Source organism: Kyrpidia spormannii, assembly GCF_002804065.1.
In the GTDB taxonomy this organism is placed as follows: Bacteria; Bacillota; Bacilli; order Kyrpidiales; family Kyrpidiaceae; genus Kyrpidia; species Kyrpidia spormannii.
Genome location: NZ_CP024955.1, coordinates 2909320 through 2935359 on the forward strand (window position 1 = coordinate 2909320; position 26040 = coordinate 2935359).

26 protein-coding genes and 1 pseudogene are annotated in these 26040 nt (G+C 59.2%); 25 read left to right on the forward strand and 2 right to left on the reverse strand.

Annotated elements, in window-relative coordinates:
* The first annotated feature begins 39 nt into the window (after nt 1-39).
* From CVV65_RS14340 to CVV65_RS14445, 22 genes and pseudogenes are all read left to right on the forward strand, one after another.
* A complete protein-coding gene (locus CVV65_RS14340) occupies nt 40-969 on the forward strand; it encodes a phosphoribulokinase (protein ID WP_100668709.1) in 930 nt (309 codons plus the stop codon).
* Between the two features lie 40 nt (nt 970-1009).
* On the forward strand, nt 1010-2044 hold the full coding sequence (gene gap, locus CVV65_RS14345) for a type I glyceraldehyde-3-phosphate dehydrogenase (RefSeq protein ID WP_100668710.1): 1035 nt from the start codon (nt 1010-1012) through the stop codon (nt 2042-2044).
* A complete protein-coding gene (glpX, locus tag CVV65_RS14350) occupies nt 2041-3114 on the forward strand; it encodes a class II fructose-bisphosphatase (protein WP_100668711.1) in 1074 nt (357 codons plus the stop codon). The genes gap and glpX overlap by 4 nt, the downstream gene beginning before the upstream one ends.
* Before the next feature lie 146 nt (nt 3115-3260).
* Nucleotides 3261-4697 (forward strand): form I ribulose bisphosphate carboxylase large subunit, encoded by a 1437-nt coding sequence (locus CVV65_RS14355; protein ID WP_100668712.1) that lies wholly within the window; start codon nt 3261-3263, stop codon nt 4695-4697.
* 52 nt (nt 4698-4749) lie between these two features.
* Nucleotides 4750-5181 carry a ribulose bisphosphate carboxylase small subunit gene (locus CVV65_RS14360; RefSeq protein WP_013076790.1) on the forward strand — a complete coding sequence of 144 codons (432 nt, stop codon included), beginning with the start codon at nt 4750-4752 and terminating at the stop codon, nt 5179-5181.
* Nucleotides 5182-5206: 25 nt separating this feature from the next.
* Nucleotides 5207-6103, forward strand: coding sequence for a CbbX protein (cbbX, locus tag CVV65_RS14365; RefSeq protein ID WP_100668713.1), 897 nt, complete (start codon nt 5207-5209; stop codon nt 6101-6103).
* Between the two features lie 25 nt (nt 6104-6128).
* Nucleotides 6129-7166, forward strand: a complete 1038-nt coding sequence (locus CVV65_RS14370; RefSeq protein ID WP_100668714.1) for an NAD(P)/FAD-dependent oxidoreductase — start codon at nt 6129-6131, stop codon at nt 7164-7166.
* 101 nt (nt 7167-7267) lie between these two features.
* Nucleotides 7268-9292, forward strand: a complete 2025-nt coding sequence (tkt, locus tag CVV65_RS14375) for a transketolase (RefSeq protein WP_100668715.1) — start codon at nt 7268-7270, stop codon at nt 9290-9292.
* A gap of 5 nt (nt 9293-9297) precedes the next feature.
* The gene (locus tag CVV65_RS14380; protein WP_232796636.1) at nt 9298-10812 is read left to right on the forward strand and encodes a complex I subunit 4 family protein; all 1515 of its coding nucleotides are present in this window, start codon (nt 9298-9300) and stop codon (nt 10810-10812) included.
* Between the two features lie 76 nt (nt 10813-10888).
* Nucleotides 10889-11353: a ribose 5-phosphate isomerase B gene (gene rpiB / locus CVV65_RS14385; RefSeq protein ID WP_100668716.1), complete on the forward strand. Its 465-nt coding sequence runs from the start codon at nt 10889-10891 to the stop codon at nt 11351-11353.
* Between the two features lie 77 nt (nt 11354-11430).
* On the forward strand, nt 11431-11799 hold the full coding sequence (ndhC, locus tag CVV65_RS14390; protein WP_013076796.1) for an NADH-quinone oxidoreductase subunit A: 369 nt from the start codon (nt 11431-11433) through the stop codon (nt 11797-11799).
* The gene (locus CVV65_RS14395) at nt 11790-12323 is read left to right on the forward strand and encodes a NuoB/complex I 20 kDa subunit family protein (protein ID WP_100668717.1); all 534 of its coding nucleotides are present in this window, start codon (nt 11790-11792) and stop codon (nt 12321-12323) included. Before ndhC ends, CVV65_RS14395 begins: the two co-directional genes overlap by 10 nt.
* The gene (locus tag CVV65_RS14400; RefSeq protein WP_100668718.1) at nt 12313-12816 is read left to right on the forward strand and encodes an NADH-quinone oxidoreductase subunit C; all 504 of its coding nucleotides are present in this window, start codon (nt 12313-12315) and stop codon (nt 12814-12816) included. The genes CVV65_RS14395 and CVV65_RS14400 overlap by 11 nt, the downstream gene beginning before the upstream one ends.
* Nucleotides 12813-13916, forward strand: a complete 1104-nt coding sequence (locus CVV65_RS14405; protein WP_100668719.1) for an NADH-quinone oxidoreductase subunit D — start codon at nt 12813-12815, stop codon at nt 13914-13916. Before CVV65_RS14400 ends, CVV65_RS14405 begins: the two co-directional genes overlap by 4 nt.
* A gap of 2 nt (nt 13917-13918) precedes the next feature.
* Complete coding sequence (nuoH, locus tag CVV65_RS14410; protein WP_100668720.1) at nt 13919-14923, forward strand: NADH-quinone oxidoreductase subunit NuoH; 1005 nt, start codon at nt 13919-13921, stop codon at nt 14921-14923.
* Between the two features lie 69 nt (nt 14924-14992).
* Complete coding sequence (nuoI, locus tag CVV65_RS14415) at nt 14993-15430, forward strand: NADH-quinone oxidoreductase subunit NuoI (protein ID WP_100668721.1); 438 nt, start codon at nt 14993-14995, stop codon at nt 15428-15430.
* Entirely contained in the window at nt 15415-15933 is a 519-nt protein-coding gene (locus tag CVV65_RS14420; RefSeq protein WP_232796637.1) for an NADH-quinone oxidoreductase subunit J family protein, read from the forward strand. The genes nuoI and CVV65_RS14420 overlap by 16 nt, the downstream gene beginning before the upstream one ends.
* Entirely contained in the window at nt 15930-16274 is a 345-nt protein-coding gene (gene nuoK, locus CVV65_RS14425) for an NADH-quinone oxidoreductase subunit NuoK (RefSeq protein ID WP_100668722.1), read from the forward strand. Before CVV65_RS14420 ends, nuoK begins: the two co-directional genes overlap by 4 nt.
* A gap of 18 nt (nt 16275-16292) precedes the next feature.
* Nucleotides 16293-18191, forward strand: a complete 1899-nt coding sequence (gene nuoL, locus CVV65_RS14430) for an NADH-quinone oxidoreductase subunit L (protein WP_100668723.1) — start codon at nt 16293-16295, stop codon at nt 18189-18191.
* 62 nt (nt 18192-18253) lie between these two features.
* Nucleotides 18254-19735 carry an NADH-quinone oxidoreductase subunit N gene (locus CVV65_RS14435; RefSeq protein ID WP_100668724.1) on the forward strand — a complete coding sequence of 494 codons (1482 nt, stop codon included), beginning with the start codon at nt 18254-18256 and terminating at the stop codon, nt 19733-19735.
* A 291-nt stretch (nt 19736-20026) separates the two neighbouring features.
* The gene (locus tag CVV65_RS14440; RefSeq protein ID WP_100668725.1) at nt 20027-20278 is read left to right on the forward strand and encodes a type II toxin-antitoxin system Phd/YefM family antitoxin; all 252 of its coding nucleotides are present in this window, start codon (nt 20027-20029) and stop codon (nt 20276-20278) included.
* A 79-nt stretch (nt 20279-20357) separates the two neighbouring features.
* Nucleotides 20358-20738: pseudogene (locus tag CVV65_RS14445) on the forward strand (ATP-binding protein); the annotation flags it as partial.
* Nucleotides 20739-20968: 230 nt separating this feature from the next.
* On the opposite strand, the gene CVV65_RS14450 reads toward CVV65_RS14445, so the two are convergent.
* Nucleotides 20969-21346, reverse strand: a complete 378-nt coding sequence (locus CVV65_RS14450) for a PH domain-containing protein (protein WP_100668727.1) — start codon at nt 21344-21346, stop codon at nt 20969-20971.
* 349 nt (nt 21347-21695) lie between these two features.
* Nucleotides 21696-22202, reverse strand: coding sequence for a beta-class carbonic anhydrase (locus CVV65_RS14455; protein WP_100668728.1), 507 nt, complete (start codon nt 22200-22202; stop codon nt 21696-21698).
* A 568-nt stretch (nt 22203-22770) separates the two neighbouring features.
* Here CVV65_RS14455 and CVV65_RS14460 point away from each other — a divergent pair.
* From CVV65_RS14460 to CVV65_RS14470, 3 genes are all read left to right on the forward strand, one after another.
* Nucleotides 22771-23916 (forward strand): copper amine oxidase N-terminal domain-containing protein, encoded by a 1146-nt coding sequence (locus CVV65_RS14460; RefSeq protein WP_100668729.1) that lies wholly within the window; start codon nt 22771-22773, stop codon nt 23914-23916.
* 90 nt (nt 23917-24006) lie between these two features.
* On the forward strand, nt 24007-24999 hold the full coding sequence (locus tag CVV65_RS14465) for an HD-GYP domain-containing protein (RefSeq protein ID WP_100668730.1): 993 nt from the start codon (nt 24007-24009) through the stop codon (nt 24997-24999).
* A gap of 211 nt (nt 25000-25210) precedes the next feature.
* The gene (locus CVV65_RS14470; RefSeq protein ID WP_232796797.1) at nt 25211-25957 is read left to right on the forward strand and encodes an EAL domain-containing protein; all 747 of its coding nucleotides are present in this window, start codon (nt 25211-25213) and stop codon (nt 25955-25957) included.
* The last annotated feature ends 83 nt before the right edge of the window (nt 25958-26040 follow it).

Here is a 26040-nt window from a genome sequence, read left to right on the forward strand (position 1 = left end):
AGCGGCTGAACAATTTTTGATGTCAGGGGGGGAGAGGCGATGCAGCGGAGACCCAAGGCCATTCTCATCGGGATCGCCGGCGATAGCGGAGCGGGAAAATCCACCTTTGTCGGAGAGTTGCGGGAGTTGATCGGTTCCGACCGCGTGATGACCATCTCCATCGACGACTACCATTCTTTGGATCGGCGGGAACGCAATCAAATCGGCGTCACCGCCCTCCACCCGTGGAAGGCGAACAACCTCGGCCTGCTCGTCGACCACGTTTGGCAGCTGAAGGCGGGCCGGACGATTCAAAAACCGATTTATGACCACAGCACGGGCACCATCGCCCCACCGGAGAATGTCACCCCCACAGACATCATCCTCTTGGAGGGGCTGCACATCCTCTACTTGGAAAAACTGCGGGAAGCTCTGGACCTAAAAATCTATTTTGACACCGACACCCGGTTGCGGGTGCGTTGGAAGGTGCGACGGGACCGGGAAACCCGGGGTTACACCGAGGAGGAGGTCCTGGCGGAAATCGAGCGGCGGAGAACCGATGTTGTCCGGTATATCGAACCCCAGAAGGCCTGGGCCGACCTGGTCATTAAGTACGTACCGGATGACGACCGGGCTCCCACGGAAGATAACCCCGAGCCGATTAAAGTCCAGATCGCCGAACGCCTGCGCGGACCCAAGCGGCGGTTGGTGAAATGGCTTTCCCTCGGTTCCAGGTTCGGATTGATCGAAGCGGTACACTATTACGAAAATATCGTCGGCGAGGAGATGGAGGTTGCCGATATCCAGGGCAAGACCGCACCGACCTCCATGAGCGCGCTGATGGAGATGATCAGCGACACGGCCCATCTCAAGGAAAAGATGAACGAGCGGGATTACGACCCCATTCGAGTCACCCAGTTTCTCGTTGCGAACATGATCATGGAGCTGGCTTACGGGCGGCAGGGCATCCAAGGAGCATGGGCCAATTGACCACGAAAACTGACTCACAAAAGGACAGGAGGGTAAGCGAATGAGCATCCGAGTGGGGATCTCCGGGATGGGGAGGATCGGACGACTGGTGCTCCGGGCTTTGGACTCCCGGCCGGAGCTCGACGTCGTAGCGGTGAATGCGACGACCGACCCGGCGACCCTCGCCCATCTGATCAAATACGACAGTGTACACGGCCGGTTTCCCGGGGAAGTGGTGGCGGACGGCGACGGCATCCGCCTGAACGGTCGCTGGATTCGCGTCGTGTCCGACCGCGACCCGCTCCGTCTGCCCTGGGGCGAGCTCGGCGTCGAAATCGTGCTGGAGGCGACGGGCAAGTTCACCACCCGGGACGCGGCTGCGGCCCATCTGGAGGCCGGGGCACGGAAAGTGATCATCACCACCGCCGCCAAGTCTGACGATCTCATGGTGGTCTATGGCGTCAATCACGAACTGTATGATCCCGAAAAACACCACATCATCTCCAGCTCTTCCTGCACCACCAACTGCTTGGCCCCGATCATCGCCGTTCTCCAGGATGCCTTCGGGATTGTGGAAGGCGCCATGACAACGGTGCACAGCTTTACGGGCGACCAGCGCAGCCTGGATAACCCGCACAAAGACCTTCGTCGGGCCCGGGCCGCCAGCCAGTCCATCGTGCCCACCACCACCGGGGCCGCCCGGGCGATCGGAAAGATTTTCCCAGAGCTGGCCGGCCGGTTAAATGGCGTGTCCATTCGGGTACCGACCCCGAACGTATCCCTGGTGGATTTGGTCGCGACCCTACAAGAGCCGGCTGACGAAGAAATGATCAACCATGTGTTCACCGAGGCCGCCCGGGGACGCCTTCAGGGCATTCTCCAGGTGTCTTTCGAGCCGCTGGTGTCATCGGACTATATCGGGGATGTCCACTCCTGCGTCGTCGATGCCCTTTCCACCATGCTCATCGGCGAGCGCACGGTCAAAATCCTCGGCTGGTATGACAACGAAATGGGCTTTGCCCATCGCATGGTCGACCTGATGGAGTATGTTGGACTGCGGAACAAAGTCGCTTATCCGGTGGGGGATCAGACATGACGAAACCCGAAGACGCCACCCTGTGGCAAAATGGTCAGTTGCGGGCGCTCACCATGGAGATGGCCCGGGTGACCGAAGCGGCGGCCCTGGCCGCGGCGCGGTGGCTCGGCCGGGGGGATAAGTGGCATGCGGACGATGCGGCGACCAAAGCCATGCGGGAAGTGTTGCGGGAGATCGACATCGACGGCACGGTGGTCATCGGCGAAGGGGAACTCGATGAGGCCCCGATGCTCTATATCGGCGAGCATGTCGGCAGCGGCGCGGGTCCCCGGGTGGACATCGCCGTAGACCCTTTGGAGGGGACGAACATCCTCGCCCGGGGGGAAGGCGGGGCGATTGCCGTGATCGCGGCCGCGCCCCGAGGGGCACTGCTTCACGCCCCGGATATGTACATGGACAAAATCGCCGTTGGACCCCGGGCCCGGGGCCACGTCCACCTGGACGCCCCCGTTCGGGACAATATCCGGGCCGTGGCCAAAGCCCTCGACAAGCGGGTGGAAGATGTGGTGGTGGTGCTTCTCGATCGGCCGCGGAATGAGCACATCCTGGAGGAGATCCGCAACCTCGGCGCCCGGGCCCGCCTGATTCGGGACGGCGACGTCAGCCCGGCCCTCGCCACTTGTGACGAACGCTCCGGGGTCGACATGCTCCTCGGCCGGGGCGGGGCGCCGGAAGGCGTGATCAGCGCCGTGGCGCTTAAATGCCTGGGCGGGGATTTCCAGGGCCGCCTGGTGCCCCAACACGAGGAAGAGCTGGCCCGGATGGCATCCATGGGGATCCAGGACCCGGCGCGGGTGTTGATGCTGGAGGATCTGGTCAAGAGCGAAGATGCGCTCTTCGCGGCCACGGGCATCACCGATGGCGCCCTCCTGCAAGGCGTGCGCTTTCTACCCGGGGAGACGGCTCTGACCCACACCATCGTCGCCCGGGCTTGGACCCGGACGGTGCGAGAGATTCACGGACGCCATCACCTGCCGAGCAAGCCTACCCCCTATCGAGGCGAGCAGGACTCCCCGGCCGCGGGAATCCCCAAGGGCACGCCAACACCCGTGGAGGCTGGGGACGCATAAGCGGACGCTTATCAATATCCAGAAAGATCGGTATTAGTCAACGGAAAGGGTTCTCTTTATAATGAGGGCCAAAAGAACGATCCAGATTTTCCTCTCCACTGGGAGCAAGTCCCGGGGACACCAATAAAGGGGTGAGAAAAACGACCGTGGAACAGGATGCGAAAAAACGCTGGGCCTCCGGGGTCATTCCGTATAAGGAAATGGGATATTGGCAGCCGGATTACGAGGTGAAAGATACGGACGTCATCGCGGCATTCCGGGTGGTTCCCCAAGAGGGGATCGATCCGGAAGAAGCGGCCGCGGCGGTGGCCGGAGAATCCTCGACCGCCACTTGGACCGTGGTGTGGACCGATCGACTGACAACGTACGAACATTACCAAGGGAAGGCGTTCCGTGTCGATCCCGTCCCCGGAACCGACCAGTACATCGCGTATATCGCCTACGACATCGATCTGTTCGAGGAAGGCTCCATTGCCAACCTGGCATCGTCGATCATCGGCAATGTTTTCGGATTCAAAGCCCTCAAAAGCCTCCGGCTGGAGGATATGCGCATCCCGCTGCATTACGTGAAGACCTTCCAGGGGCCAGCCCACGGGATCGTCATGGAGCGGGAGATGCTCAACAAGTACGGCCGCCCGCTTCTGGGAGCGACGACCAAGCCAAAGCTCGGGTTGTCGGCGCGCAACTACGGCCGCGTCGTTTACGAGGCGCTGCGGGGCGGACTCGATTTTGTCAAAGACGACGAGAATATTAACTCCCAGCCGTTCATGCGCTGGCGGGACCGCTTCTTGTACGCCATGGAAGCTGTGCACCGGGCGATGGCGGAAACCGGCGAGATCAAGGGCCATTATTTAAACGTCACCGGGGCGACGATGGAGGACATCTACGAGCGGGCGGAATTCGCCAAGGAGCTGGGAAGCGTCATCGTGATGATCGACCTGACCGTCGGTTACTCGGCGATCCAATCCCTGGCCAAGTGGGCCAGGCGCAACAGCGTCCTTTTGCACCTGCACCGGGCGGGGCACAGCACCTTCACCCGGCAGAAAACCCACGGGGTGTCCTTCCGGGTGATCGCCAAATGGATGCGCCTCGCCGGGGTCGACCATCTCCACGCCGGGACCGTGGTTGGGAAATTGGAAGGAGATCCGAACATCACCAAGGGGTATTATCAAACCCTGCGCGGGATGAAATACGACGCCGATCCGCGGCTCGGGCTCTTTTTCGAGCAGGACTGGGGTTCGATGCCCGCGGTCATGCCCGTGGCTTCGGGTGGAATCCACGCCGGCCAGGTGCATCAATTGATCGACCTGTTCGGTGAAGATGTCATTTTCCAGTTCGGCGGCGGGACCATCGGACACCCCATGGGCATCGCAGCCGGCGCCACGGCCAACCGGGTGGCCATCGAAGCCATGATTCAGGCGCGGAACGAAGGGCGGGATATCCTGCGGGAAGGACCCGAAATTCTGGAGAAAGCGGCCAAATGGTCTCCGGAGCTCCGGGCGGCATTGGACGTGTGGAAAGACGTGACCTTTAACTACGCCTCTACCGATACTCCGGACGTTGTCGCCACCCCGACGTTCTAAACCGGGGAGACCCGCGAAGTCACATGACCATTTGGAGAGGAGAGGCGGGACAATGAGCCATTTCCGACTGACACAGGGGACATTTTCCTATTTACCCGACTTCAGTGATGAAGAAATCGCCAAACAGGTTGAATATTCTATACAAAATGGCTGGGCGATCAGTATTGAATTCACCGATGATCCGCACCCGCGGAATGTGTACTGGGATATGTGGGGACTGCCGATGTTCGACATCCAGGACGCCGCGGCGGTCCTGACGGAACTCCGGGCCTGCCGCACCGCGTATCCGAATTGCTACATCCGACTGAACGCCTACGATCGCAGTTACGGCCGGCAGACGACAGCGCTTTCTTTCATCGTCCAACGTCCCAAAGAAGACCCTGGATTCCACGTCATTCGCCAAGAAAAAAGTGATCGCCAGATCCGTTACACGTTGACGAGTTATGCCACGGACCGGCCCAAAGGCGCTCGGTTTGATTCCTGAAGGACGCGGCGAAGGAGGAAGGACAATGGCGGAGGCCGAATCCCCGCAGGTCGATCTGCACGAAATCGCAAAAGAAACGGCCATCTATGAGGTGCTCGATCAGTTGGACCGCGAGCTGGTCGGACTGCGGCCCGTCAAGACGAAGATTCGCGAGATCGCCGCCCTCCTGCTGGTGGACCGCATGCGCAAACAGGTCGGACTGAAGACACCTCCTCCCTCCTTGCACATGTCCTTCACCGGGAACCCGGGGACGGGCAAAACCACCGTCGCCCTGCGGATGGCCGATATCCTGCACCGCCTCGGGTACGTGCGCAAGGGCCATATGGTGGCCGTCACCCGGGATGATCTGGTCGGCCAGTACATTGGACACACGGCGCCCAAAACCAAAGAGGTGCTCAAACGGGCCATGGGCGGTGTGCTATTTATCGACGAAGCTTATTACCTCTATCGGCAAGAGAATGAGCGAGATTATGGTCAAGAGGCGATCGAGATTCTGCTTCAGGTGATGGAGAATCAGCGAGATGATGTGGTGGTCATCCTGGCCGGGTACAAAGACCGCATGGAGCAGTTCTTTAAATCCAACCCGGGCATGAGCTCGCGCATCGCACACCACATTGAGTTTCCCGATTACACCCTGGATGAACTGATGGACATTGCAAAGCTGATGCTGGCCGACATGGGTTATCGCCTCAGCCCCGCGGCGGATCGGGCATTGCGGAGTTATATCGAACGGCGAAAACAGATGCCCCGTTTTGCCAATGCCCGCAGCGTGCGAAACGCCCTCGACCGGGCGCGGCTTCGCCAGGCCAACCGCCTCTTCGCGCGGCCCTGCACCTGTTCGGTCGAGGACCTGATGACCATCGAGGAAGAAGACATCATGGCGAGCCGGGTCCTGCAGCAGAGCCAGGCCGGCGCCACCTAAACTGACGAAGATCGGGAAGGTGAGAATGGGAATGGACATCCACCACGGCGCGGAACAAACCGACGTCGCTGTGATCGGCGGCGGCCCAAGCGGATTGTTTGCGGCATTCTACTGCGGGATGCGCGGACTTTCCTGCAGGCTCATCGAAAGTCTGCCTCAGTTGGGCGGCCAATTGACGGCCTTATACCCCGAAAAGTTTATTTACGATGTGGCGGGGTTTTCGAAAATCCGGGCCGGGGATCTGATCGAGCGCCTGAAAGCGCAAATGATGCAATTTGAACCGGATATTCGCCTGTCTGAACAGGTTCTGAAACTCGAAAAACTGGATGAGCGCCTTTTCGCCCTCCATACGACCCAAGGGGTGCACACCGCCAAAGCGGTCATCATCTGCGGTGGGATCGGCATGTTCACGCCGCGCAAACTGCCGGCCGCCGAAGCCGGGGATTTTGAAGGGCGGGGGATCGACTATTTGATGAAGGAGACCGAAGCCTACCGCGACAAGCGAGTGCTGGTGGTCGGAGGCGGGGATTCGGCGGTGGATTATGCGCTCATGCTCGAACCCGTGGCCCGGCAGGTCACCCTCATCCATCGGAGGGATCAGTTCCGCGCCCATGAGCACAGCGTCAGGCGGCTCTATGACAGTTCGATCAACGTTCACGTGTTCACCGAGCTCCAGGCGATTCTCGGCGGGGACCGGGTGGAAGGAGCCACGCTCCTCAACAACCGGACAAAAGAAACCCGGGAGATCGCCGTGGACGTCATCCTCAGCGGCCTTGGCTTCAGTGCCTCCCTTGGCCCCATGAAGACTTGGGGACTCAATATCGAGGGGAATGAAATCGTCGTCAATAGCCGGATGGAGACCAACATCCCCGGGGTGTTCGCTGTAGGGGACATCAATACCTACCCGGGCAAGGTAAAATTGATCGTCACCGGTTTTGGCGAGGCGACGATCGCGGTCAACCACGCAAAAACGTATATCGATCCCAGCGCCCGCACAAACCCGGGTCACAGCTCCAGTCGCACCGATATGCCCGTGGACCGCGTGACGACGGGTTCGCGGTAATCCGTTTGGCAGGCGTGGGACTCGGGCAACTCGGCACCACAACCCGAGTCCCGCGCCGATTCGGTATCCAAAATCCCCGGTGATAAGGAGGGAGGGCGCGCATGAGCGCCATCGAGACGAAAACTCTCCAGCAAAAGGCGATATCCGCCCTGCGCGTCCTTTCGATCGATGCGATCGAAACTGCGCGTTCGGGACACCCCGGCCTGCCCATGGGGGCCGCACCGATGGCCTACGCGCTCTGGGTGCATCACCTGCGCCACGACCCCGGCGACCCGGAGTGGCCCGATCGCGACCGCTTCATCCTTTCCGCCGGGCACGGCTCCGCCCTGCTCTACAGTTTGCTGCACCTGACGGGCTATGATCTCTCTCTGGAGGAGCTCAAGCAATTCCGCCAATGGGGAAGCCAAACGCCCGGACACCCGGAGTACGGTCACACCCCGGGGGTCGAAGCCACCACCGGTCCCCTGGGTCAGGGAATCGCCATGGCGGTCGGAATGGCCATGGCTGAACGCCATCTGGCCGCGCGGTTAAACCGGCCGGGATTTCCCATCGTCGACCACCACACCTACGTGTTGGCGAGCGACGGGGACCTGATGGAGGGCGTGTCCCAAGAGGCCTCCTCCCTGGCGGGCCACCTCAAACTCGGGAAATTAATCGTGCTTTACGATTCGAACGGCATTTCCCTGGATGGAAGCACCTCTCTGGCCTTTACCGAAAACGTGCGTCTTCGCTACGAAGCTTACGGGTGGCACACCCTGCTCGTCGAAAACGGCAACGACGTCGACGCCATCCTGGGGGCGCTGGAGACGGCGAAAGCTGTGACGGATCGGCCGAGCTTGATCGAAGTGCGCACGGTGATCGGCTACGGAAGCCCGACCTTGCAGGGAACATCCCGGGTGCACGGCGCTCCCCTCGGGCCGGACGAACTACGGCGCACCAAGGAGTTCTACGGCTGGGATTCTCCCCCATTTCACATCCCTGAGGATGTCCGGGATCATTTTCTCGAAGTCCGGAACCGGGGCAGCCAGGCGTCCGCGGCCTGGCGGGAGATGTTTGCCGCTTATCGCCAGGCACACCCGGATCTTGCCAAACACTTCGAAGACGCCTGGCGGGAAGGGCTCCCCTCGGGTTGGGAGGAGGCCCTGCCCCGTTTTCCCGAAGGCGGACCGGCCATGGCCACCCGGGACGCCTCCCACCGGGCGATCCAAGGTATCGCCCGGGTGGTTCCCTGGTGGATCGGGGGGTCGGCGGATCTCGCCTCGTCCAATAAGACAGCCATTGCCGATGAGCCGGCCTTCGGACCGCCCGACTACAGCGGGCGAAACATCTGGTTCGGCGTGCGGGAACACGCCATGGGGGCCATCCTAAACGGCATGGCCCTCCACGGAGGACTCCGGGTGTTCGGAGCGACCTTCTTGGTCTTCTCCGATTACATGCGCCCGGCGATGCGACTCGCCGCCCTCATGGGTCTGCGGGTGGTTTACGTCCTCACCCACGACAGCCTGGCCGTGGGAGAAGACGGCCCCACCCACCAGCCCGTGGAACACCTGGCCGCTCTACGGGCGATCCCCGGAATGACTGTGTTCCGCCCCGCCGACGCCCGAGAGACAGCCGCAGCATACCGATACGCCCTCGACCGGGCCGGCGGGCCCACGGCCATCGTGTTGACCCGCCAGGCTCTGCCCCTTCTTCCCCGGGGGGACGATACCGAAGACGCCATCTACGAGGGAGTGGCCCGGGGTGCTTACGTCGTGGCCGACTCTCCCGATCCCCAAGCGATCTTGATCGCCACCGGGTCCGAAGTCCACCTCGCCCTGGCGGCCCACCAAGCCCTCGCTGAGGCGGGCATTCCCACCCGGGTCGTCAGCATGCCGAGTTGGGAGCGTTTCGAAGCGCAAACCGAGGCGGAGAAAGACCGGATCCTGCCCCCTCACCTGGAGGCCCGGGTGGCCATCGAGTTGGGGCGGTCTTTGGGGTGGGAGCGATACGTGGGGAAAGGCGGGCGGATCCTGTCCGTCGATACCTTTGGCGCCTCGGCCCCGGGCGACATCGTCGTGGAGAACTATGGGTTTACCGTGGAAAATGTCGTCGAGGCGGTACGGGCCGTCATCGAAGAAAGGGGGTGAATGCGGTGACGCACGTCCTGTCCCTCCTCCTCGCCCTGCCCCTTTTCGGTATGTTGATCGCCGCCGGGATCCCCCGGGAAAAAACCACGGCGATTCGCGCTGTCGGGATCGCGGTGTCTATCCTGGCGCTTCTACTGTCCCTTGTGATCTGGTTCCTGTTTGACCGCGGTTCGGGAACCCTGCAGTTTACCGAGCACGGACAATGGTTTACCTTTCCCCTGCCCGGTCTGGAGCCCTTCCAGTCCGGACCGTCGGTCACCCTGGTGAGAGTCGGCTACGACCTCGGGGTCGACGGATTGTCCTTGCCCCTTTTGGCGATGTCTACCCTCGTGGCAGCGGCGGCCATGGTGGCCTCCTGGCGCACGGTGGAGCGGGTCAAAGCCTACACCCTGTGGTTCCTCTTGCTCGAAGCCGGGGTAAACGGCATTTGGACGGCCCAGAACCTTCTTTTATTCTTTATATTTTTTGAATTAGCGTTAATTGCTTTGTTTTTCCTCGTCGGGATTTGGGGAAGCGAGGGGAGGTGGCGGGCGGCCTACGAACTGCTTCTGTACAACGGTCTCGGTTCCCTGGTGATGCTCATCGTATTCGTCGCCCTTTTTCTCGCAACGGGCACCTCGGACATCCGGGAGATCCGGGCCGCTTTTGAGCGGCAGGCCCTACCTCCCGGGGAGCAAATGTGGCTCGTCATCGGTCTTCTGGTGGCCTTCGGGATTAAGCTGCCGATCTTTCCTTTTCATACCTGGGTAAAAAATGTTCATCCCGTCGCATCGGCCCCGGTGTCGATGATGCTCTCCGGCGTCTTACTCAAAGTGGGCGCCTACGGGCTCATCCGGTTTGCCCTCGGGTTTTTCCCGGATACCTTTGCCCGTCTCGCCCCGCTCCTGGTGGCCCTGGGGCTGATCAATGTGTTTTACGGCGCCCTCCTGGCCTTTGTCGATCGCGATTTTAAAAGGATCATCGCTTACTCCAGTATCAGTCAAATGGGTATCGTCCTGCTCGGCCTGGCCGCCCTTAACCAGATCGGCTTGCTCGGCGCCCTTTTTCAACTCGTGTCCCACGGTTTGATCTCGGCGCTTCTCTTTTTCCTGGCCGGGGTGACCTACGCCGAAACCCACACTTCCTCCCTGGATCGGCTGAGTGGACTCGGGGCGCGCATGCCCAGGACGGCCGGTTTCCTGATGTTCGCTGCCTTGGCCTCCCTGGGCGTGCCGCTCCTGTCCGGGTTCGTGGGCGAGTGGCTGGCACTGTTGGGGTTGTTCACCACCCCCTTTCGGCCCTTTGCAATAATTGGAGCCTTGTCCATCGTCACCAGTGCGCTCTATATTCTACGGGCGGTGATGCGGGCGATGCACGGGCCGCTGCCCGATGCCCTTGCTCACGTACAGGACGCCCGGTCTGCCGATATGGCGCCGATTGCCGCCCTGTCCCTGGGGATCGTCCTTCTGGGCGTGTTTCCGTTTCTCATGGGGGATCTGGCCCATGCTTCCCTGGCCGCCATCGAGGCCTTGCCCTCCTGAGCGCGCCGGGATATGGAGTTTCTGGACGGCGACCACCGGAACCTGCGCTGGACACTCATTGATGGAGGTGATGGAGATGCGGGTGGCCATCGGATCCGACCATGCGGGATTTGCCTTAAAGACGTCCATCCATTCGCTGCTCGTCGACGAACTTGGCGTGGAGGTCGTCGACACGGGCTGCACCGATTGTCAGAATGGAAAATCTGTCGATTACCCGGATTATGCCCTTCCCGTCGCCAGGATGGTGGCCCGGGGAGAAGTGGATCGGGGGATCCTCATCTGCGGCACGGGCATCGGGATGTCCATCGCCGCCAACAAAATCAAGGGCATCCGGGCCGCCCTGGTGCACGACCTGTTCACCGCCCGGGCCGCCCGGGAGCACAATGACGCCAACGTCCTCGCCTTGGGCGGCCGACTCATCGGCCCGGACATTGCCCGGGAAATCGTCCGCCTCTTTATCACGACGCCTTACAGCGGGGGGCGCCACGATCGGCGCTTGGGCAAAATCGCCCAAATCGAGCAGTCCCTCGCATCTCCATAGCCGAGGCCGATCCAGGCGGAGCCCGTCCCCGGGAATGGAGCCGGGAGGCGCATTTTCCAGCAGAGGAGGATGAGGCGATGTCCCAGTCCTACGTCACCAGCGTGCTTCTCATCGCACTTTTCGTCGCCATCGGCGTCGGTCTGCCCATCGTCGCCTTTTCCCTGAGCCGTCTATTGCGACCGCACCACGCCTATCGCGAAAAGGGCGAGACCTACGAAAGCGGCAACCTCACCGTCGGCACCAGTTGGGTTCGCTTCCACGTGAAATATTATTTGTTCGCCCTCTTGTTCGTGGTGTTCGATGTCGAGACGCTTTTCCTGTATCCCTGGGCGGTCGCCTATGACGCCCTGGGCACCTTCGCCCTGGCGGAAGTGGGGATCTTTCTCTTTATCTTGGTGTTCGGTTTGTACTACGCATGGCGACAGGAGGTGCTGGAATGGAAGTGAAAGGGTTTCCCCTCGAAGGGGTCGGACAGCTGGAGGAGAAGGAGCTTGAGCGCAACGTCGTGTTGACGACTTTGGAGAAAGTCAAAGCTTGGGCGCGATCGAATTCCATGTGGCCCCTCACCTTCGGCCTGGCCTGTTGTGCCATCGAGATGATGGCCACCAGCGGGGCCCATTACGATGCGGACCGTTTCGGCGTCTTCTTTCGTTCTTCGCCCCGGCAGGCCGATCTGATGATCGTCTCCGGCACCGTCACCAAGAAGATGGCACCCCTGCTCCGCAGGCTGTACGACCAAATGGCCGAGCCGCGCTGGGTGATTGCCATGGGAAGTTGCGCCACGGCGGGCGGTCCTTACGTGCGCTCTTATAGCGTGGTCAACGGGGTGGACCAAATCGTTCCGGTGGACGTGTACATCCCAGGATGTCCACCCAGCCCAGTCGCTCTCATTTACGGAATTAACAAACTCCAGGAAAAAATTCGTTACGAAGCCCGCACGGGAAGGAGCGTGGTCGAGGATGGTCTATGATCCCCAAGCCCTCCAAGACCACTGGGGGGAAGCCTTGGCCCGGGAACTGGAAACCGTTTTTGGACCCCACACCCTGGAGGACGCCCGGGTGGCCGATCACATGTTTGGTGCGGCGAAGCTCGATGTCGTCCCGGAACGATGGCTGGAGGTCGCCCAGTATCTGCGCAACACCCCGGCGTGGTCTTTCGATTATCTGAACGACCTGCACGCCGTCGACCTGGGGGAAGAGTTTCGGGTCAACTACTTTCTGCAATCCTTCAATCATCGTCACATGCTCGCCGTCAGTGTAACGGTGCCCCGGGATAACCCCCGGGTGCCCTCGGTAACCGAGATTTGGCCGACGGCTGATTGGCATGAACGAGAAGCCTACGACCTGTTCGGCGTCCTCTTCGTCGGACACCTGAATCTCAAGCGCATTCTTTTGCCCGAGGACTGGGTGGGCCATCCGCTGCGCAAGGACTACGTGCCGAAGGATAAGGAGGTGAAACAATGATCCGCACCGACGAGCTCCTGCTGAATGTGGGGCCCCAGCACCCCAGCACCCATGGCGTGTTTCGCCTCATCGTCAAAATCGACGGAGAGACGATCATCGAAGCCACGCCGGTGATCGGGTATCTCCACCGGGGCACCGAAAAACTGGCCGAGGACTTGATGTACACCCAGATCATTCCGTACACCGATCGCATGGACTACGTCTCCGCCATGCTCGGGAATTATGCCTACGTACACGCCGTCGAGACCCTCATGGAGATCGAGGTGCCCGAACGGGCCGAATACTTGCGGGTCATTGCCATGGAGCTCAACCGCATCGCCAGCCACCTCGTCTGGTTCGGCACGTACCTGCTGGACCTGGGGGCCATCACGCCCTTTCTCTACGCGTTTCGGGAGCGGGAGAAAATCCTGCAGTTGTTGGCGGAACTGTCGGGTTCCCGGATGACCTACAGTTATATGCGGATTGGAGGGGTGAAATGGGATGTGCCGGACGAGGGCTGGCTGGGACGGGTGGACGCCTTCCTCGACGCCTTCTCCGGAGCCCTGGAAGAGTTTCACGATTTGGTCACGGGCAATGAGATTATCCAAGCCCGTCTAAAAGGGGTAGGACAATACGACGCCGCCACAGCCATCGCCTACGGTCTGACCGGCGTGAATCTGCGGTCGACGGGGGTGAACTACGACGTGCGCCGGGCGAAACCCTATTCCATTTACAACCGTTTCGCCTTTCATGTTCCCACCCGGGAAGAGGGCGACCTCTGGGCGCGCTACTGCCTGCGCATGGAGGAGATGGAACAGTCCCGGCGCATCGTCAAACAGGCGGTCGCCCAATTTCCCACAGGCGGCGACATCATCGCGAAGCTGCCCAAGGTCCTGCGGGCCCCCGCCGGGGAGGTCTACACCTCGGTGGAATCCACCCGGGGGGAGCTCGGAGTCTATATTCGCAGTGAGGGCGGGCCCAAGCCGTATCGGGTTCATTTTCGGCGCCCCTCCTTCGTCAATCTGCAGATTCTGCCCCGCCTCCTGGTGGGAGAGCACATCGCCAACATGGTTGCGATCATCGGGGGAATTGACGTCATCATGGGGGAGGTCGATGCGTAACGATGCGCGAGTGGCTCCATGCGCCGCCGACGTGGGAAACGTGGCTCGGCTACATCGTCGCCAGCCTCCTGCTCCTCGGGTTCGGTCTTTTTTTCGTCACGTATTCGATCTACGTGCAGCGAAAACTTCTCGGCTGGATGCAGAGCCGGGTCGGGCCTAACCGGGTGGGGCCCTGGGGGTTGCTGCAGACCGTGGCCGATACGATCAAGCTGTTGGTCAAGGAAAATGTTCAACTGAACAAAGCGGATCGGGTGCTATTTTTCATCGCGCCCATCATCGCCTTTGCGCCGGCCTTCGTGGTCCTGGCCGTCATCCCGTACACGTCCTCGCTGGTCTTTTCGGATTTTAACGTAGGGCTGTTGTTGTATTTCGGGATCGCCGGCCTATCGACCCTCGGGGTGATCACCGGAGGTTGGGCCTCGAATAACAAATGGTCATTGATTGGAGCCATGCGCGCGGCGGCGATGATGATCAGTTACGAGATTCCGCTGGTGCTCGCGGTCCTCGGGGTGGTGCTGCTGAGCGGCTCTCTCAATCTCTCGCACATCGTCGACGCCCAGGCCCAAAGCCACTGGTTCATTCTGCCGCAGATCCTGGGGTTTGTGATTTTCTTTATCGCCTCCCTGGCCGAGCTCAACCGCACGCCCTTCGATTTCAGCGAGGCGGAATCGGAACTCATCGCCGGGTACCAGGTGGAATACAGCGGTTTTCGATTCGCATTTTTCATGCTCGGGGAGTACTTGTATCTCTTTGCCATGGGCTCTTTGACGGCGGTGCTCTACTTTGGGGGATGGCTTCCGCCCCATCCCGCCCTGGCCTTCGTGCCGGGAATCGTGTGGTTCTTGCTCAAAGCCCTGTTTTTCGCCTTTGTCCCCTTTTGGCTCCAGGCAACCCTGCCCCGGATGCGCATCGATCTGTTGATGACCATGTCCTGGAAGGTGCTGTTACCCCTGTCCCTGGTGAACCTGGCCCTGACCGTCGGTTTAAAAACGATCTGGGTGGCCTGAGACGGGAGAAACCCTGGGTGACCTGGGGCGAGAAAATCGGCGATCCCAACCCAAGCAGAGGTGAGTGCGATGTTTGGCGGCGGTGTGCTGAAAGGTTTGACCGTGACCCTGAAAGAGATGATCCGGCCGAAGGTCACGACTCGCTATCCCGATGAGACGTACACCTTCCCGAACCGTTTTCGCGGGATTCAAAAATTGTATCCGGAGAAATGTATTGTCTGCAATCAGTGTGCCATGGTTTGCCCCACCCAGTGCATCACGATCCGGGGCAAGCCCCATCCCGACCCGGCCAAAAAAGGGAAAGTGCTGGAAGCTTTCGAGATTCACTTCGACACCTGCATTCTGTGCGATCTGTGTACCGAGGTGTGTCCCACCGAGGCCATCGTGATGACCAACCGGTTTGAATTGGCGGAATACACCCGGGATGCCCTGCAGAAAGATATGACCTGGCTCACAGAAAATCCCGCCGAGGCCCGGGAGGTGAATCTGCCGTGGCGCAAAACGTAATCGCCTTTTTTCTCCTGGCGGGGATAGCCTTCGCAGGCGCCTTCTTGATGTTTCGTTCGAAGCGGATCGTGCACATGGTCCTCTCCATCGCCCTGTCCTTTTTGAGCCTGGCGGGGTTGTTCGCGGTGCTGGGCGCGGAATTTTTGTTCGTCGCTCAGCTTATCGTCTACACCGGGGCGATCACCATTTTGGCGGTGTTCAGCATTATGTTGACCCGCCATGAGCCGGCGGGGCCCGCCGTCGGCGCCACCGGTTTCAAGCGGGGGTTCCGGTTGGCGGTGCCCCTGGGGTTGTTCGCACTGCTCGCCTGGGTCATCCTGGACACGCCGGCCGCGGTCGGGCAAGCCACCGAGGTCATCGGGCCGATGAAGATGGCCGAAGCCCTGTTTTCGCCGCGTTACTTGCTGTCCTTTGAACTTCTCGGGGTTTTGCTCCTGGTCGCCCTGGTCGGGGCGATCGTGATGGCCAAGGAGGAGATGGGGAAAGTCGGTGATCGTCGATGATTGGACTCCAAGACTATTTGCTCCTGGCGGCCCTTTTATTCGCCCTGGGCCTGTACGGAGCGCTCACCAGGCGCAACACGGTCATCGTGCTGCTCTCGATTGAACTGATGCTGGGGGCCGCAAACCTCAATCTTGCGGCTTTGGGTTCGTTTTTGCACGGAGGGGGTTCGCCAGCGGCTGAAGCCCTCTCCGGGAACGCCGCCAGCCAATTGTTCGCTCTGTTTAACATCGCCATCGCCGCCGCCGAAGTCGCGGTCGGGGTGGCCATCCTGATTGCCCTCTATCGCCTGCGGGAGTCGGTGGAGGTCGACACGTTCGATTCATTAAAAGATGGGCCCTGACGGGGACCCGAGGTTCTGATGACGGGGGTGGAAGACGTGGTTTATCCGGAATGGTGGCCGTGGTGGGTAATCGCTTTCCCCGCTGCTTCTTACGGGCTCCTGGTCCTGTTCGGCCGTAAGCTGAACCGGGGAAGCGCATGGCTTGGCAGTGCCGCGACCCTGGCCGGGCTTTGCGTCTCCCTCGCCCTCGCCCAGCGGGTGTTCACCGGCGGCACCGTGGAGTCGGTCCCGATGAGATGGCTGTCGGTGGGGGATGTCACCCTGAGCCTGGCGTTTGAGGTGACCCCTCTCAGCGCTCTGATGATTCTCATCGTGACGTTGGTCGGTTTTCTCGTTCATGTCTACAGTTACGGCTATATGAAGGGCGAGCGGCGGTTTTCGTCCTTCTACCAGCATTTGAGCCTGTTTATGTTTTCGATGCTCGGGCTGGTGATGGCCAGGGACCTGCTGTCGGTGTTTATCTTTTGGGAACTCGTCGGCGTCACCTCCTTTCTGTTGATCGGATTTTACTACGCCCGGCCCGAAGCCCGGCGGGCGGCCCAGAAAGCGTTTTTCGTGACGCGGCTCGGGGATGTGGGCCTGTTTGTGGCCATGCTGTACGCCTTTCAGACCACGGGCAGCTTGGCGTGGTCGGATCTGTCTGCCCACCTCGAAAGCGGGGTTCTAGCCCCGGTGCAGGCGGCGACCCTCGCCAGTTTGATCTTTGTCGCCGCGGCGGGCAAGTCCGGGCAGTTTCCACTTCATGTGTGGCTGCCCGACGCCATGGAGGGGCCGACCCCGGTTTCCGCCCTGATCCACGCGGCCACCATGGTGGCGGCGGGGGTATTTTTGGTTGCCCGGGCCTATCCGCTGTTTTCTGCGGCACCCGAGGTGATGGGAGTGGTGGCCGTGGTGGGAGCCGCGACGGCATTTTTGGCGGCTGTCCTGGCCCTGGTTCAGGATGATCTCAAGCGGGTTCTCGCCTACTCGACGGTGAGCCAGTTGGGCTATATGATGCTCGCCTTGGGGGTGGGGGGCTACGGGGCGGCACTGTTTCATTTGACCACCCATGCGTTCTTTAAAGCGCTGTTGTTTTTGGCGGCCGGGAGTCTGTATCCCATTGTCGGCACCTACGATATGCGGGCGATGGGGGGGCTGTGGAAAAAGGCGCCCTTTGTCGGGTGGTCTTTCTTGATCGGCATGCTCGCACTGATCGGACTGCCGCCCCTCTCGGGATACTTTTCCAAGGAGGCCATCCTCGCCCATGTTTACGGCCACAATCTCGGATTGTTTGTGCTGGCGGTGGCGACCGTAGCCCTGACGGCCCTGTACATGGGAAGGGCCTTTATGCTCGTCTTTGTCGCCCAGCGGCCGGTTCGGCAGCCGGGGCGGTGGGCTCCGGCGGTGCGGCTGCCCGTGTCGATGGCCGTACCCGTGGCATTGCTGGCTCTTTTGGCGCTGACGGCCGGCGCTTTGGAGACGCCGCAAGCGCCGGTGATCAGCCGCTGGGTGTCCGGCGATTTCCCGGACCCGGTCCGGCCGAGTCCGGGGTGGATCAGCCCGGTGGTTGTCGCAGTGGGACTGTTGGCCCTTCTGCTGGTCTATTTTTGGTTCAGGCCGAGCCGAATGGGCCGGTGGCAGGCCCGGCGGGAGGTGGCCGCAGCCAGCGCCTGGGCGATGCCCCTGAACCACCGGCTGTTTATCGATGCCCTCTACGAGCGGCTCCTCCTCGGGCTATACCGGTTTCTGGGGCAGGCGGCCGCACAGGTGGAGCGATACCTTTTGGAGGGCCTCGTGCACCTCGCCGCCGGGATCGCCCGGGGACTGGGCAGGGCGCTGTCCCGCCTGGAAAATGGGCAGGTTCAGGGGTACAACGCCGGCGCCCTTTTCGTGCTGGGCGCGCTGATCCTGGCCTATGTGTGGCTTCGCCTGGCCTAGGCCGGAGGCGTGCGGGAGCGGACACAACAGGTTCATCCTGAATCACGAGAGGAGGTGCAGTGATGCCGACAGCCAATCTTTGGTCTCTGCCCTGGTCCATGCTATGGCCGGAGACGGTCGTTTTGCTCGGCGCAATGGCCGCTTTGGTCCTGCGCCAGGTCGCTTTTGAATCGGCACTGCTTACAGTCTTGCTCAGCTTGTGGCTACGCTTCGGCACCACTTCGCACCCCGAGACCTTTGCCGGAGCCTATCGGGTCGACGGTTTTACCTTGCTGTTTCAGGCGCTGGTTTTGGTGGGGACTTTGATGCTGCTGGTCCTAGCCCGCCGCTCTCCGGGCGTGCCCCCAGAACGGCGCCCGGAGTACGCCTCGCTCTTCTTGTTTGCTGCCCTAGGCGGAATGATCCTGGCTGGGGCCACGGACCTCGTGCTCCTTTTTGTGGGCTTGGAGACTCTATCGATCGCTTCCTATGTATTAGTGGGGATGAGAAAGGGGAACCGCGCCTCTGCCGAGGGGGCGATGAAATATATTTTGAGCGGCGCCACGGCGACGGCGGTCTTCCTCTTCGGCGCCTCATACCTTGTGGGATGGACGGGCGGCACCGATCTTGGCGAGATCGGGCGCCGCCTGGCCGCCCCGGCGCCGGGGGAGTTCGCCGGACCCCTGCTCATGGTGGGGTTCATGTTCGTGCTGGCCGCCCTGTCGTTCAAAATTGTAAGCCTTCCTTTTTATATGTGGGCACCGGACGTCTACCAAGGGGCGCCGATCGCAGTGACGACTTTTCTCGCGGCGGTCTCCAAAACGGCGGGATTTGCGGCCCTGGCGCGGATCTTGGAAGGGGTCCTCGCGGCGCCGGGCGGTCCCGGTTCTCCCTCTTGGCGAGAGATGAGCACCATGCTGGCCATCTTGGCCGCCGCCTCAATGGTCGCGGGGAACGTGATCGCCCTGCGGCAGAAAAATACGAAACGGCTGCTCGCCTATTCGAGCATCGCCCACGCGGGATATCTGCTGATTCCCCTCGCCGCGTTCAACGCCATGACTTTTCAGCAACTGGCCTTTTATCTGTGGGCCTATCTGTTTATGAATGTCGGCGTTTTCGCGGTGCTCGACCAGGTGGCCCGGGCCCAGGGGAGTACCGATATGGCGGCCCTGAACGGCCTGTCCCGGCGCTCGCCCTTGCTCACCGCCGCCCTGACGATCCTCGTGCTCTCCCTGGCCGGAATGCCGCTCACCGCCGGTTTTTTTGCCAAATGGTACGTGCTCACCGGGGCATTGGCCGGAGGCAAGGGGTGGCTCGGGTTTGTGTTGATCGCCACCACCGTCGTCTCCTACGCCTATTACTTCCACCTCCTGCGCCACGCCTGGACCCGGTCCGAGGAGGAGTTGCCCCCGCTTCGGGTTTCCTGGCCCGTGGGCGCCCTGGTGGTGATCGCCGCAGGATTGACCTTGTTGATCGGGGTGTTTCCCGGCCAGTGGCTGGGCGGTTTGCAGCAAATGATGGACGCGGTGCAGGGCGCCGCCGCCTTTGGCTTTGAAACGAGGTAGCATACATTCCCCCATGTACCTGCTTTTGTCCGGCTACGGGGCCCGGCTCTTTCCGGGCCCTGCCTTGGTCCTCTCAGCACATCAGCCAGTAGCCGCGCTCGGTCCTGAAACGGCTCAGCCCGAAAGCGCCACAGTTCACCGGCCGTCCCCGGGCCGGACAGGCTTCCCCCCGCCTTTTCTTTCCATGGTCTTGGGTTGAAAACGTCCGATCCGAAGATACCATGATGACAGGAACGCGGAACCGGCATATACGACGCCTAGACAGTCTGGATAGAGACGGGGTGAGTTGCGGTGGGAAACGTGTGGCAATTGCAAGAAGCCAAAAATCGGCTGAGTGAGCTCATCCAGAAAGCGGTGCGCAGCGAGCCCCAGACGATCACCGTCCGCGGCAAACCGGCGGTCGTGGTCCTGTCTGTGGAGGAGTATGAGCGACTCACGCAGCCGAAGACCAATCTGGTGGAATTTTTCAGGAACTCTCCGCTTGTCGACGTGGATTTGGATATGGAGCGTAAGGGCGACGCCCCCCGGGAGGTTGAATGGTGAGGTACCTGCTGGATACGTACACCATTTCGGAACTGGTAAGAAAAAAGCCGAACAAAGGTGAACAGCAGTCTGCCGTCAGGGATACCGCGTACGATACTATAGGCTATCCAGACTGCTCCAAGACATCGCCGTAGCCAAGGCAGACGGGAGCTACTCACGTCTTGCGCGGCAACTGGCCAGCGCACACCTTCTCATTCTGGACGACTGGGGACTGGCACCGATGAGCACGCCAGAGGGAAGGGAGCTGCTCGACATTCTGGACGACCGAACATCGAACCATTCGACGTGTGTGGCAAGCCAGCTGCCGATAGAGGCGTGGTACGGCACGTTTGCTGACCCCACCGTCGCAGACGCTGTGCTCGACCGCCTCGTCCACAACGCCCACAAGCTCCTGCTGAAGGGGGGATCCATGCGAAAATTAAGAAATGGCTTGCCACAGGCCGAGAAAACTGTTAAATAAGCAATAGTTGCACGGTGGGCAATCTGCCTGTCCAAGACTTATCGGAACGAGTGTCCAAAAGTTATTGGACTGAGTGTCCAAGAGTTATCGGATTAGGTGTCCAAATGCATCGGAATACGCACAATGTCACGGTCGGATATTTGGCGAATCCCCATGGCAGCTATAGGCAGCTGTTGGAACGGTTGCTCCACTGTTGCAGTCCTTGCCGACGGGGGAACGGGCCGGTTCCACTACTTCAGCACATAAGAAGCCAGCACACTTTGCACCTCATAGATATTTAATCCCTTTGAAAAGGTCTTCTCAAAGGGCTCGGCCTTCCCCGACACCCAGATTTTCAACTCCGATTCCAGGTCAAAATTCCCCGCCGTCTCCACGCTGAAGTGGGTAATGCTCCTGTAGGGAATCGAGTGGACCTCCACCTTTTTTCCCGTGACTCCCTGCTTATCCACCAGAATCAATCGTCTATTCGTGAAAATCAATAAATCACGGATGAGTTTGTACGCCTTTTCCACCCGTTCCTCCGGCGCCATGATGGCGGCAAATTCCCGGTTCACCTCGGCCACGCTGATCTCCGAGGCATTTCCCATGAGCGCATCAAACAAACCCATGTGTTCCCCTCCCTATTCTTACCCGGCCCGCATACCGCCCCAGCCAAGTACGCAATCGACCCCCTGCTCCAAGCATACACCAACCATTCCGTGATGAAAATATCCCAGATTTGAACGGGAACGCAGAAGGAGCCGGGTCACCGGTACGGCCTGGCGAGAACAGGCTGGCACAAAACTTGCCTGGCAGGAAAGAAAAAAACGGCCCGAGGAAAACCCCGGAGCCCTTTCCTTACTCATCCACCCCGTTCGGGTACGGGATCGCCATCAGTACGGACTCAACCATCCAGGCACGCGTCTCTCCCTGAACAGCCGGTTCGCAACTGTCTGGCCGGCCGGGAGAAGCAGTCATTTACGAAACTTGAATAACTTCGCCAGTGTGCACATCGTAGATAGCTCCATAGATTAGAACATCACTCGGAATAAGGGGGGAATTGCGGAGTGTCTCGACGTCGTCTCGGACGCTTTGTTCCAAATCGGTAAACGGCAAAAAGTCTATATTTGAAGCCGCTTTGGCCGAATCCGGACCCAGACGCTGGGAGATTTTATCGTAAAGGTCCTCATTCCTAAATGTCAGCATCCCGCAATCCGTATGATGAAGCACCAAGATTTCTTGTGTACCCAGCAACTGTTCGGAAATGACAAGCGATCGGATGGCATCCTCTGTCACTCGTCCCCCTGCATTCCGAATCACATGAATATCCCCGAGGTTTGCACCGAGAGCCCGCAGGGGGTCAATTCTGGCATCCATGCATGTGAGCACCGCAACTTTTCTGGCCGGCGGAATGGGAAGCTGGCCTTGGGAGAATTGTGATGCGTATGTGCGGTTTGCTTCAAATAGCTTCTTCACCTCAGACATTGAAGACTCCTCCTCATTTTAATGTATAGTAAACCTACTTGTTTTATAAACAACTGTGGCATATGACTATGCTTTTGTCAATACCATGGACTTCCGCCTATCCCAAAAGAACGGACCCCGAGAGAGGGGTGGTCTGGAGAAAACCGCGATTCTTGCGGGCCTCTCATAAAGATTGCGCTCACTTTGGCCGCATTCGCTGGCCGCGGCACTTCTTGCCGCACCCGCCCCTTCGTCCTGTACGGACAGCGGGAGAAAAAGAGGGAGGGCCGCTGCCCTCTCCAAAGAACCGCTCAGATTTTGCTGTTGAAGTATTCCTGGGTCACCTGCAACTGTTTCTTCAGGATGGTTTTCCACAAATGGCCCTTGGTCTCCCCCCGTCCCCTTCGACACCTTCGTCCGCTTGATCGACCCGTCGGGCAAAAATTGTCGGTATTAGTAGTGGTCCGTGTCCTTGTAAAGCTCCCACCCGCCTCAGGGCCCCTTTACACGGAGCAGGAATTCAACACCGGATCGACGAAAGTTGATGAGAACTAACCCAACGAGGCCAAGATCAGAAGGAGGACGGAAAATGGACACAGGTCAATGGAAACGAGTCACGGCGGTTTTGTCCTTTGCTGTGTTGTTCACAACTCCTGTCGCTTCTGCCGCAGGGTACGGAAAGGCAAATTTCGAACGCCATGGTTCGCAAACGATTATGCCGCTCCAAGGGGGAAGCGGATCGGGTGTTGGCCAGTCTAGCGGATTGTCAGCGCTCTCTTCGGGGTCCGATGATGCAACTGCGGATGCCAACAAAACCCTCAGCAGTTCCCAAACGATGAACTCTAAAGAACAGAAAGACAATCCCGACAACGGGGAACAGGACTCCAACGATGAAGGCAACGCGGGAGACGGCGAGCATGGTGATGGAAAGCACCATGATGGTGAACATCATGGCGATTTTAACAACAGAACCTCATCCGACACCCTCACCATCTCGGTTCCAGACTCGAATGGGACATCTCAGCCGCCTGGGATCCAGCAGGCCATCCAAATCATTAAGGCCAATCTTCAGAAGCACGAAGGAAAACCGGGCAAATCGTCAGAAGCCCAGCAGGATGTACTCGCCAACCTGGAAAACTGGGCAAAACAGCAGGGGGCGAAGACCGACGAGGAAGCCGACCGCGAGGTGGAGAACACCCTGGAGCAGGCAGCCGCTTCCGGTCAAGCCGATGAACAGGTCCTCAAAACCCTCGCCGCGGTAAAGAAGAAGTTACAGGATATTCAGGGAGCAGCCCAGGCTCTGGAACAGGCGTTGAAGCACAATCCGGCCGATACCACCGTCTTGCCGCAACTTCGAGAGATGTATAACGCCCTTGGCAAAACAGGGACCCAAGTCTTTGTGGACGGTTTACAACCCAGTTTTGACGTCCCTCCCGTTGTCCAGGACGGCCGCACCCTTGTGCCGATCCGGCAGATCGCTGAAGCCCTCGGGGCAACGGTGAACTGGAATCAGGGTACGGTGACCATCCGGCGTGAAAAACAGACCGTCACCTTGCGAATCGGCGACCCGTCGGCTTCGGTGAACGGACAGAACATCACCCTTGACGTACCGCCGGAGCTGTCCGGGGGGCGGACTTTGGTGCCATTGCGTTTTGTCGGTGAGGCTTTCGGAATGGCAGTAGATTATCAGGACGGGATCGTGTCAGTCCACCCGCCTACCGGACAGAACGGATAAGCAAGTGATTCCAGGGACCTTATCATGACGGAATCGCTTGTTCGCGGTTTACCCTTTCATGGTTTTTGAACTTGGCAAGGAGGCGCAGTGGTGAGGCTGATTAAGGTATCTGATTACAATCATCACAACATGCAATTGGCAAAGCCTGTTTACGACAGAAAAGGACGGATCCTGCTTGGAGCCGGCAATACTATTCATCCAAAATATTTGGAAAAACTGAAGGAAATGGGAATCTCCCATTTCCTTGTCGAAGATGCCGAATCCAATGGAATCACGCTTGAAGAGATGCTGGATATGCCTACATGGATGGATGCCATACTTGGACTGCAGAACGTCTACAACCAGGTCGCAGCAAGAAAGCCGCTTCCGCTCGTTTCGGTCCAAAAAACCATCGGCCAGTTAATTTCGGAGGTCAAACGGCGCAAAACCGTTTTACTGGTACCATCCACATCGATAGCCAGTGAACTTCGTCCTTATGCTCATGCTGTAAATGTTGCCCTGCTTTCACTGCAGGTTGGTAAAGCAATGAACTATAACGATTTGCAATTGCGTGATCTGGCGCTGGGGGCTTACCTGCATGATATCGGTAAAGCCATCACACCGGAGAAAACGAAACACCCGGAAGCGGGGTTCAATATTCTGCGCAGCATCCATGATTTGAGTTTATGGTCCGCGCATGTTTCATTTCAACACCATGAAACGTTGGATGGACAGGGATATCCCCGCGGACTGAAAGGAACTGCCATTCATGAATATGCTCAAATCTGCGGAGCGGCTAACATGTATGAGAATCTCATATCTCTTCGAGAAACTCCTCCGCATGAAGCGTTGGAAGCGCTAATGGCCTTATCCGGGACAAAATATCTGGAATCAGTCGTCAAAGCGTTCGTCGATAGGATCCCATCCTATCCTCCAGGTACAATGGTTCAACTGAACAATGGTGAACCGGGAATCGTCATCCGGATTGATACCCACATGCAGCGTCCGGTCGTGCGAATCCTTGCATCCGGGCAGGAGATCTCTCTGGCAGACAACCCTTCTATCATGATTACAGAATTGGCACGGGATAGCCTACGGCTCTAGAAAGACAAGGTGGAAAAAGACCGCGATATGGCAGAACGGCTACATTTGGGTTTCGGCGTGGGACACAAAAACGGATCAGAGAACTCCCGAGAGAGATATTTCTGGTTATAGAAAGGGGAACGGTGATGATTTACACAGACGTTTCAACCGGTGGCAATAAATTCCTCCCCTCTCGGGGGAGGGGGGGTACAATTATCCTCTAGATAAAAAAATTACCAACCCCTTTGGGTTTAGAGAGTTTTTTAACCAATACAAACTCCACTCAGAATTTCAACCCGTTGTTTACCTCTCGACGGGAGAGATCTACGGTGTTGAAGCTTTAACATGTCCATCTCTCAACGGCAAACCACTCGACCCGCAGCAGTGGTTTCGTTCAGCGTGGGAGCGGGGACTATCGGCGGACGCCGATTTGAAAGCTCTAGAAACCGCTCTTTCCACTCTCCACAATGCCCCCTCAAAGATCAAGATAAGCAACATTTTCGTGAATGTAATGGCGTCAAGTTTGAATGATTCGCGTTTTATAACCGAACTGTGCAATCAGCTACATAAACATGGGATAAAATCCGACGAACTTATTATTGAGATTGTAGAATATGTCGAGTTTAACCCGGGTGAAATAAAGGAAATGGTCAAGCAGTTGCGCTCCCTTGGAATACGTGTTGCAATTGACGACTGTAAAACCTTGGATAAGACGAGGAAGACTTTGGTTGAGCTCGAACCGGACTTTGTAAAGATGGATAAATCGATCATTGGCCATATTCATGATTCATATTTCAAGCAGACTACCCTTGTTCGTGTGGTTGAATTCGTAAAAGGGTACGGAAAGATCATTGCCGAAGGGGTTGAACGGGCAGAAGAACGCGAAGTCATCCATAAGTGTGGGGTAGAAATGGGGCAGGGGTATCTCTGGGCTCCTCCTCTCAGCATAGAAGAATTGGCACCGATGCTTCAAGTTTAGGCCTCGGTTTGATACCTGCCGCGTCGCGACGAGAGTTCCAGCGTGTGGTTTGTTTCATAACACCATGCCCGATGCCATCACAG

Bases quoted from the DNA above. Each gene is read 5' to 3' on its own strand.
- CVV65_RS14340 (WP_100668709.1), top strand. From the start codon at position 40: ATGCAGCGGAGACCCAAGGCCATTCTCATCGGGATCGCCGGCGATAGC.
- gap (WP_100668710.1), top strand. From the start codon at position 1,010: ATGAGCATCCGAGTGGGGATCTCCGGGATGGGGAGGATCGGACGACTG.
- glpX (WP_100668711.1), top strand. From the start codon at position 2,041: ATGACGAAACCCGAAGACGCCACCCTGTGGCAAAATGGTCAGTTGCGG.
- CVV65_RS14360 (WP_013076790.1), top strand. From the start codon at position 4,750: ATGAGCCATTTCCGACTGACACAGGGGACATTTTCCTATTTACCCGAC.
- cbbX (WP_100668713.1), top strand. From the start codon at position 5,207: ATGGCGGAGGCCGAATCCCCGCAGGTCGATCTGCACGAAATCGCAAAA.
- CVV65_RS14370 (WP_100668714.1), top strand. From the start codon at position 6,129: ATGGGAATGGACATCCACCACGGCGCGGAACAAACCGACGTCGCTGTG.
- tkt (WP_100668715.1), top strand. From the start codon at position 7,268: ATGAGCGCCATCGAGACGAAAACTCTCCAGCAAAAGGCGATATCCGCC.
- rpiB (WP_100668716.1), top strand. From the start codon at position 10,889: ATGCGGGTGGCCATCGGATCCGACCATGCGGGATTTGCCTTAAAGACG.
- ndhC (WP_013076796.1), top strand. From the start codon at position 11,431: ATGTCCCAGTCCTACGTCACCAGCGTGCTTCTCATCGCACTTTTCGTC.
- CVV65_RS14395 (WP_100668717.1), top strand. From the start codon at position 11,790: ATGGAAGTGAAAGGGTTTCCCCTCGAAGGGGTCGGACAGCTGGAGGAG.
- CVV65_RS14400 (WP_100668718.1), top strand. From the start codon at position 12,313: ATGGTCTATGATCCCCAAGCCCTCCAAGACCACTGGGGGGAAGCCTTG.
- CVV65_RS14405 (WP_100668719.1), top strand. From the start codon at position 12,813: ATGATCCGCACCGACGAGCTCCTGCTGAATGTGGGGCCCCAGCACCCC.
- nuoH (WP_100668720.1), top strand. From the start codon at position 13,919: ATGCGCGAGTGGCTCCATGCGCCGCCGACGTGGGAAACGTGGCTCGGC.
- nuoI (WP_100668721.1), top strand. From the start codon at position 14,993: ATGTTTGGCGGCGGTGTGCTGAAAGGTTTGACCGTGACCCTGAAAGAG.
- nuoK (WP_100668722.1), top strand. From the start codon at position 15,930: ATGATTGGACTCCAAGACTATTTGCTCCTGGCGGCCCTTTTATTCGCC.
- nuoL (WP_100668723.1), top strand. From the start codon at position 16,293: ATGACGGGGGTGGAAGACGTGGTTTATCCGGAATGGTGGCCGTGGTGG.
- CVV65_RS14435 (WP_100668724.1), top strand. From the start codon at position 18,254: ATGCCGACAGCCAATCTTTGGTCTCTGCCCTGGTCCATGCTATGGCCG.
- CVV65_RS14450 (WP_100668727.1), bottom strand. From the start codon at position 21,346: ATGGGTTTGTTTGATGCGCTCATGGGAAATGCCTCGGAGATCAGCGTG.
- CVV65_RS14455 (WP_100668728.1), bottom strand. From the start codon at position 22,202: ATGTCTGAGGTGAAGAAGCTATTTGAAGCAAACCGCACATACGCATCA.
- CVV65_RS14460 (WP_100668729.1), top strand. From the start codon at position 22,771: ATGGACACAGGTCAATGGAAACGAGTCACGGCGGTTTTGTCCTTTGCT.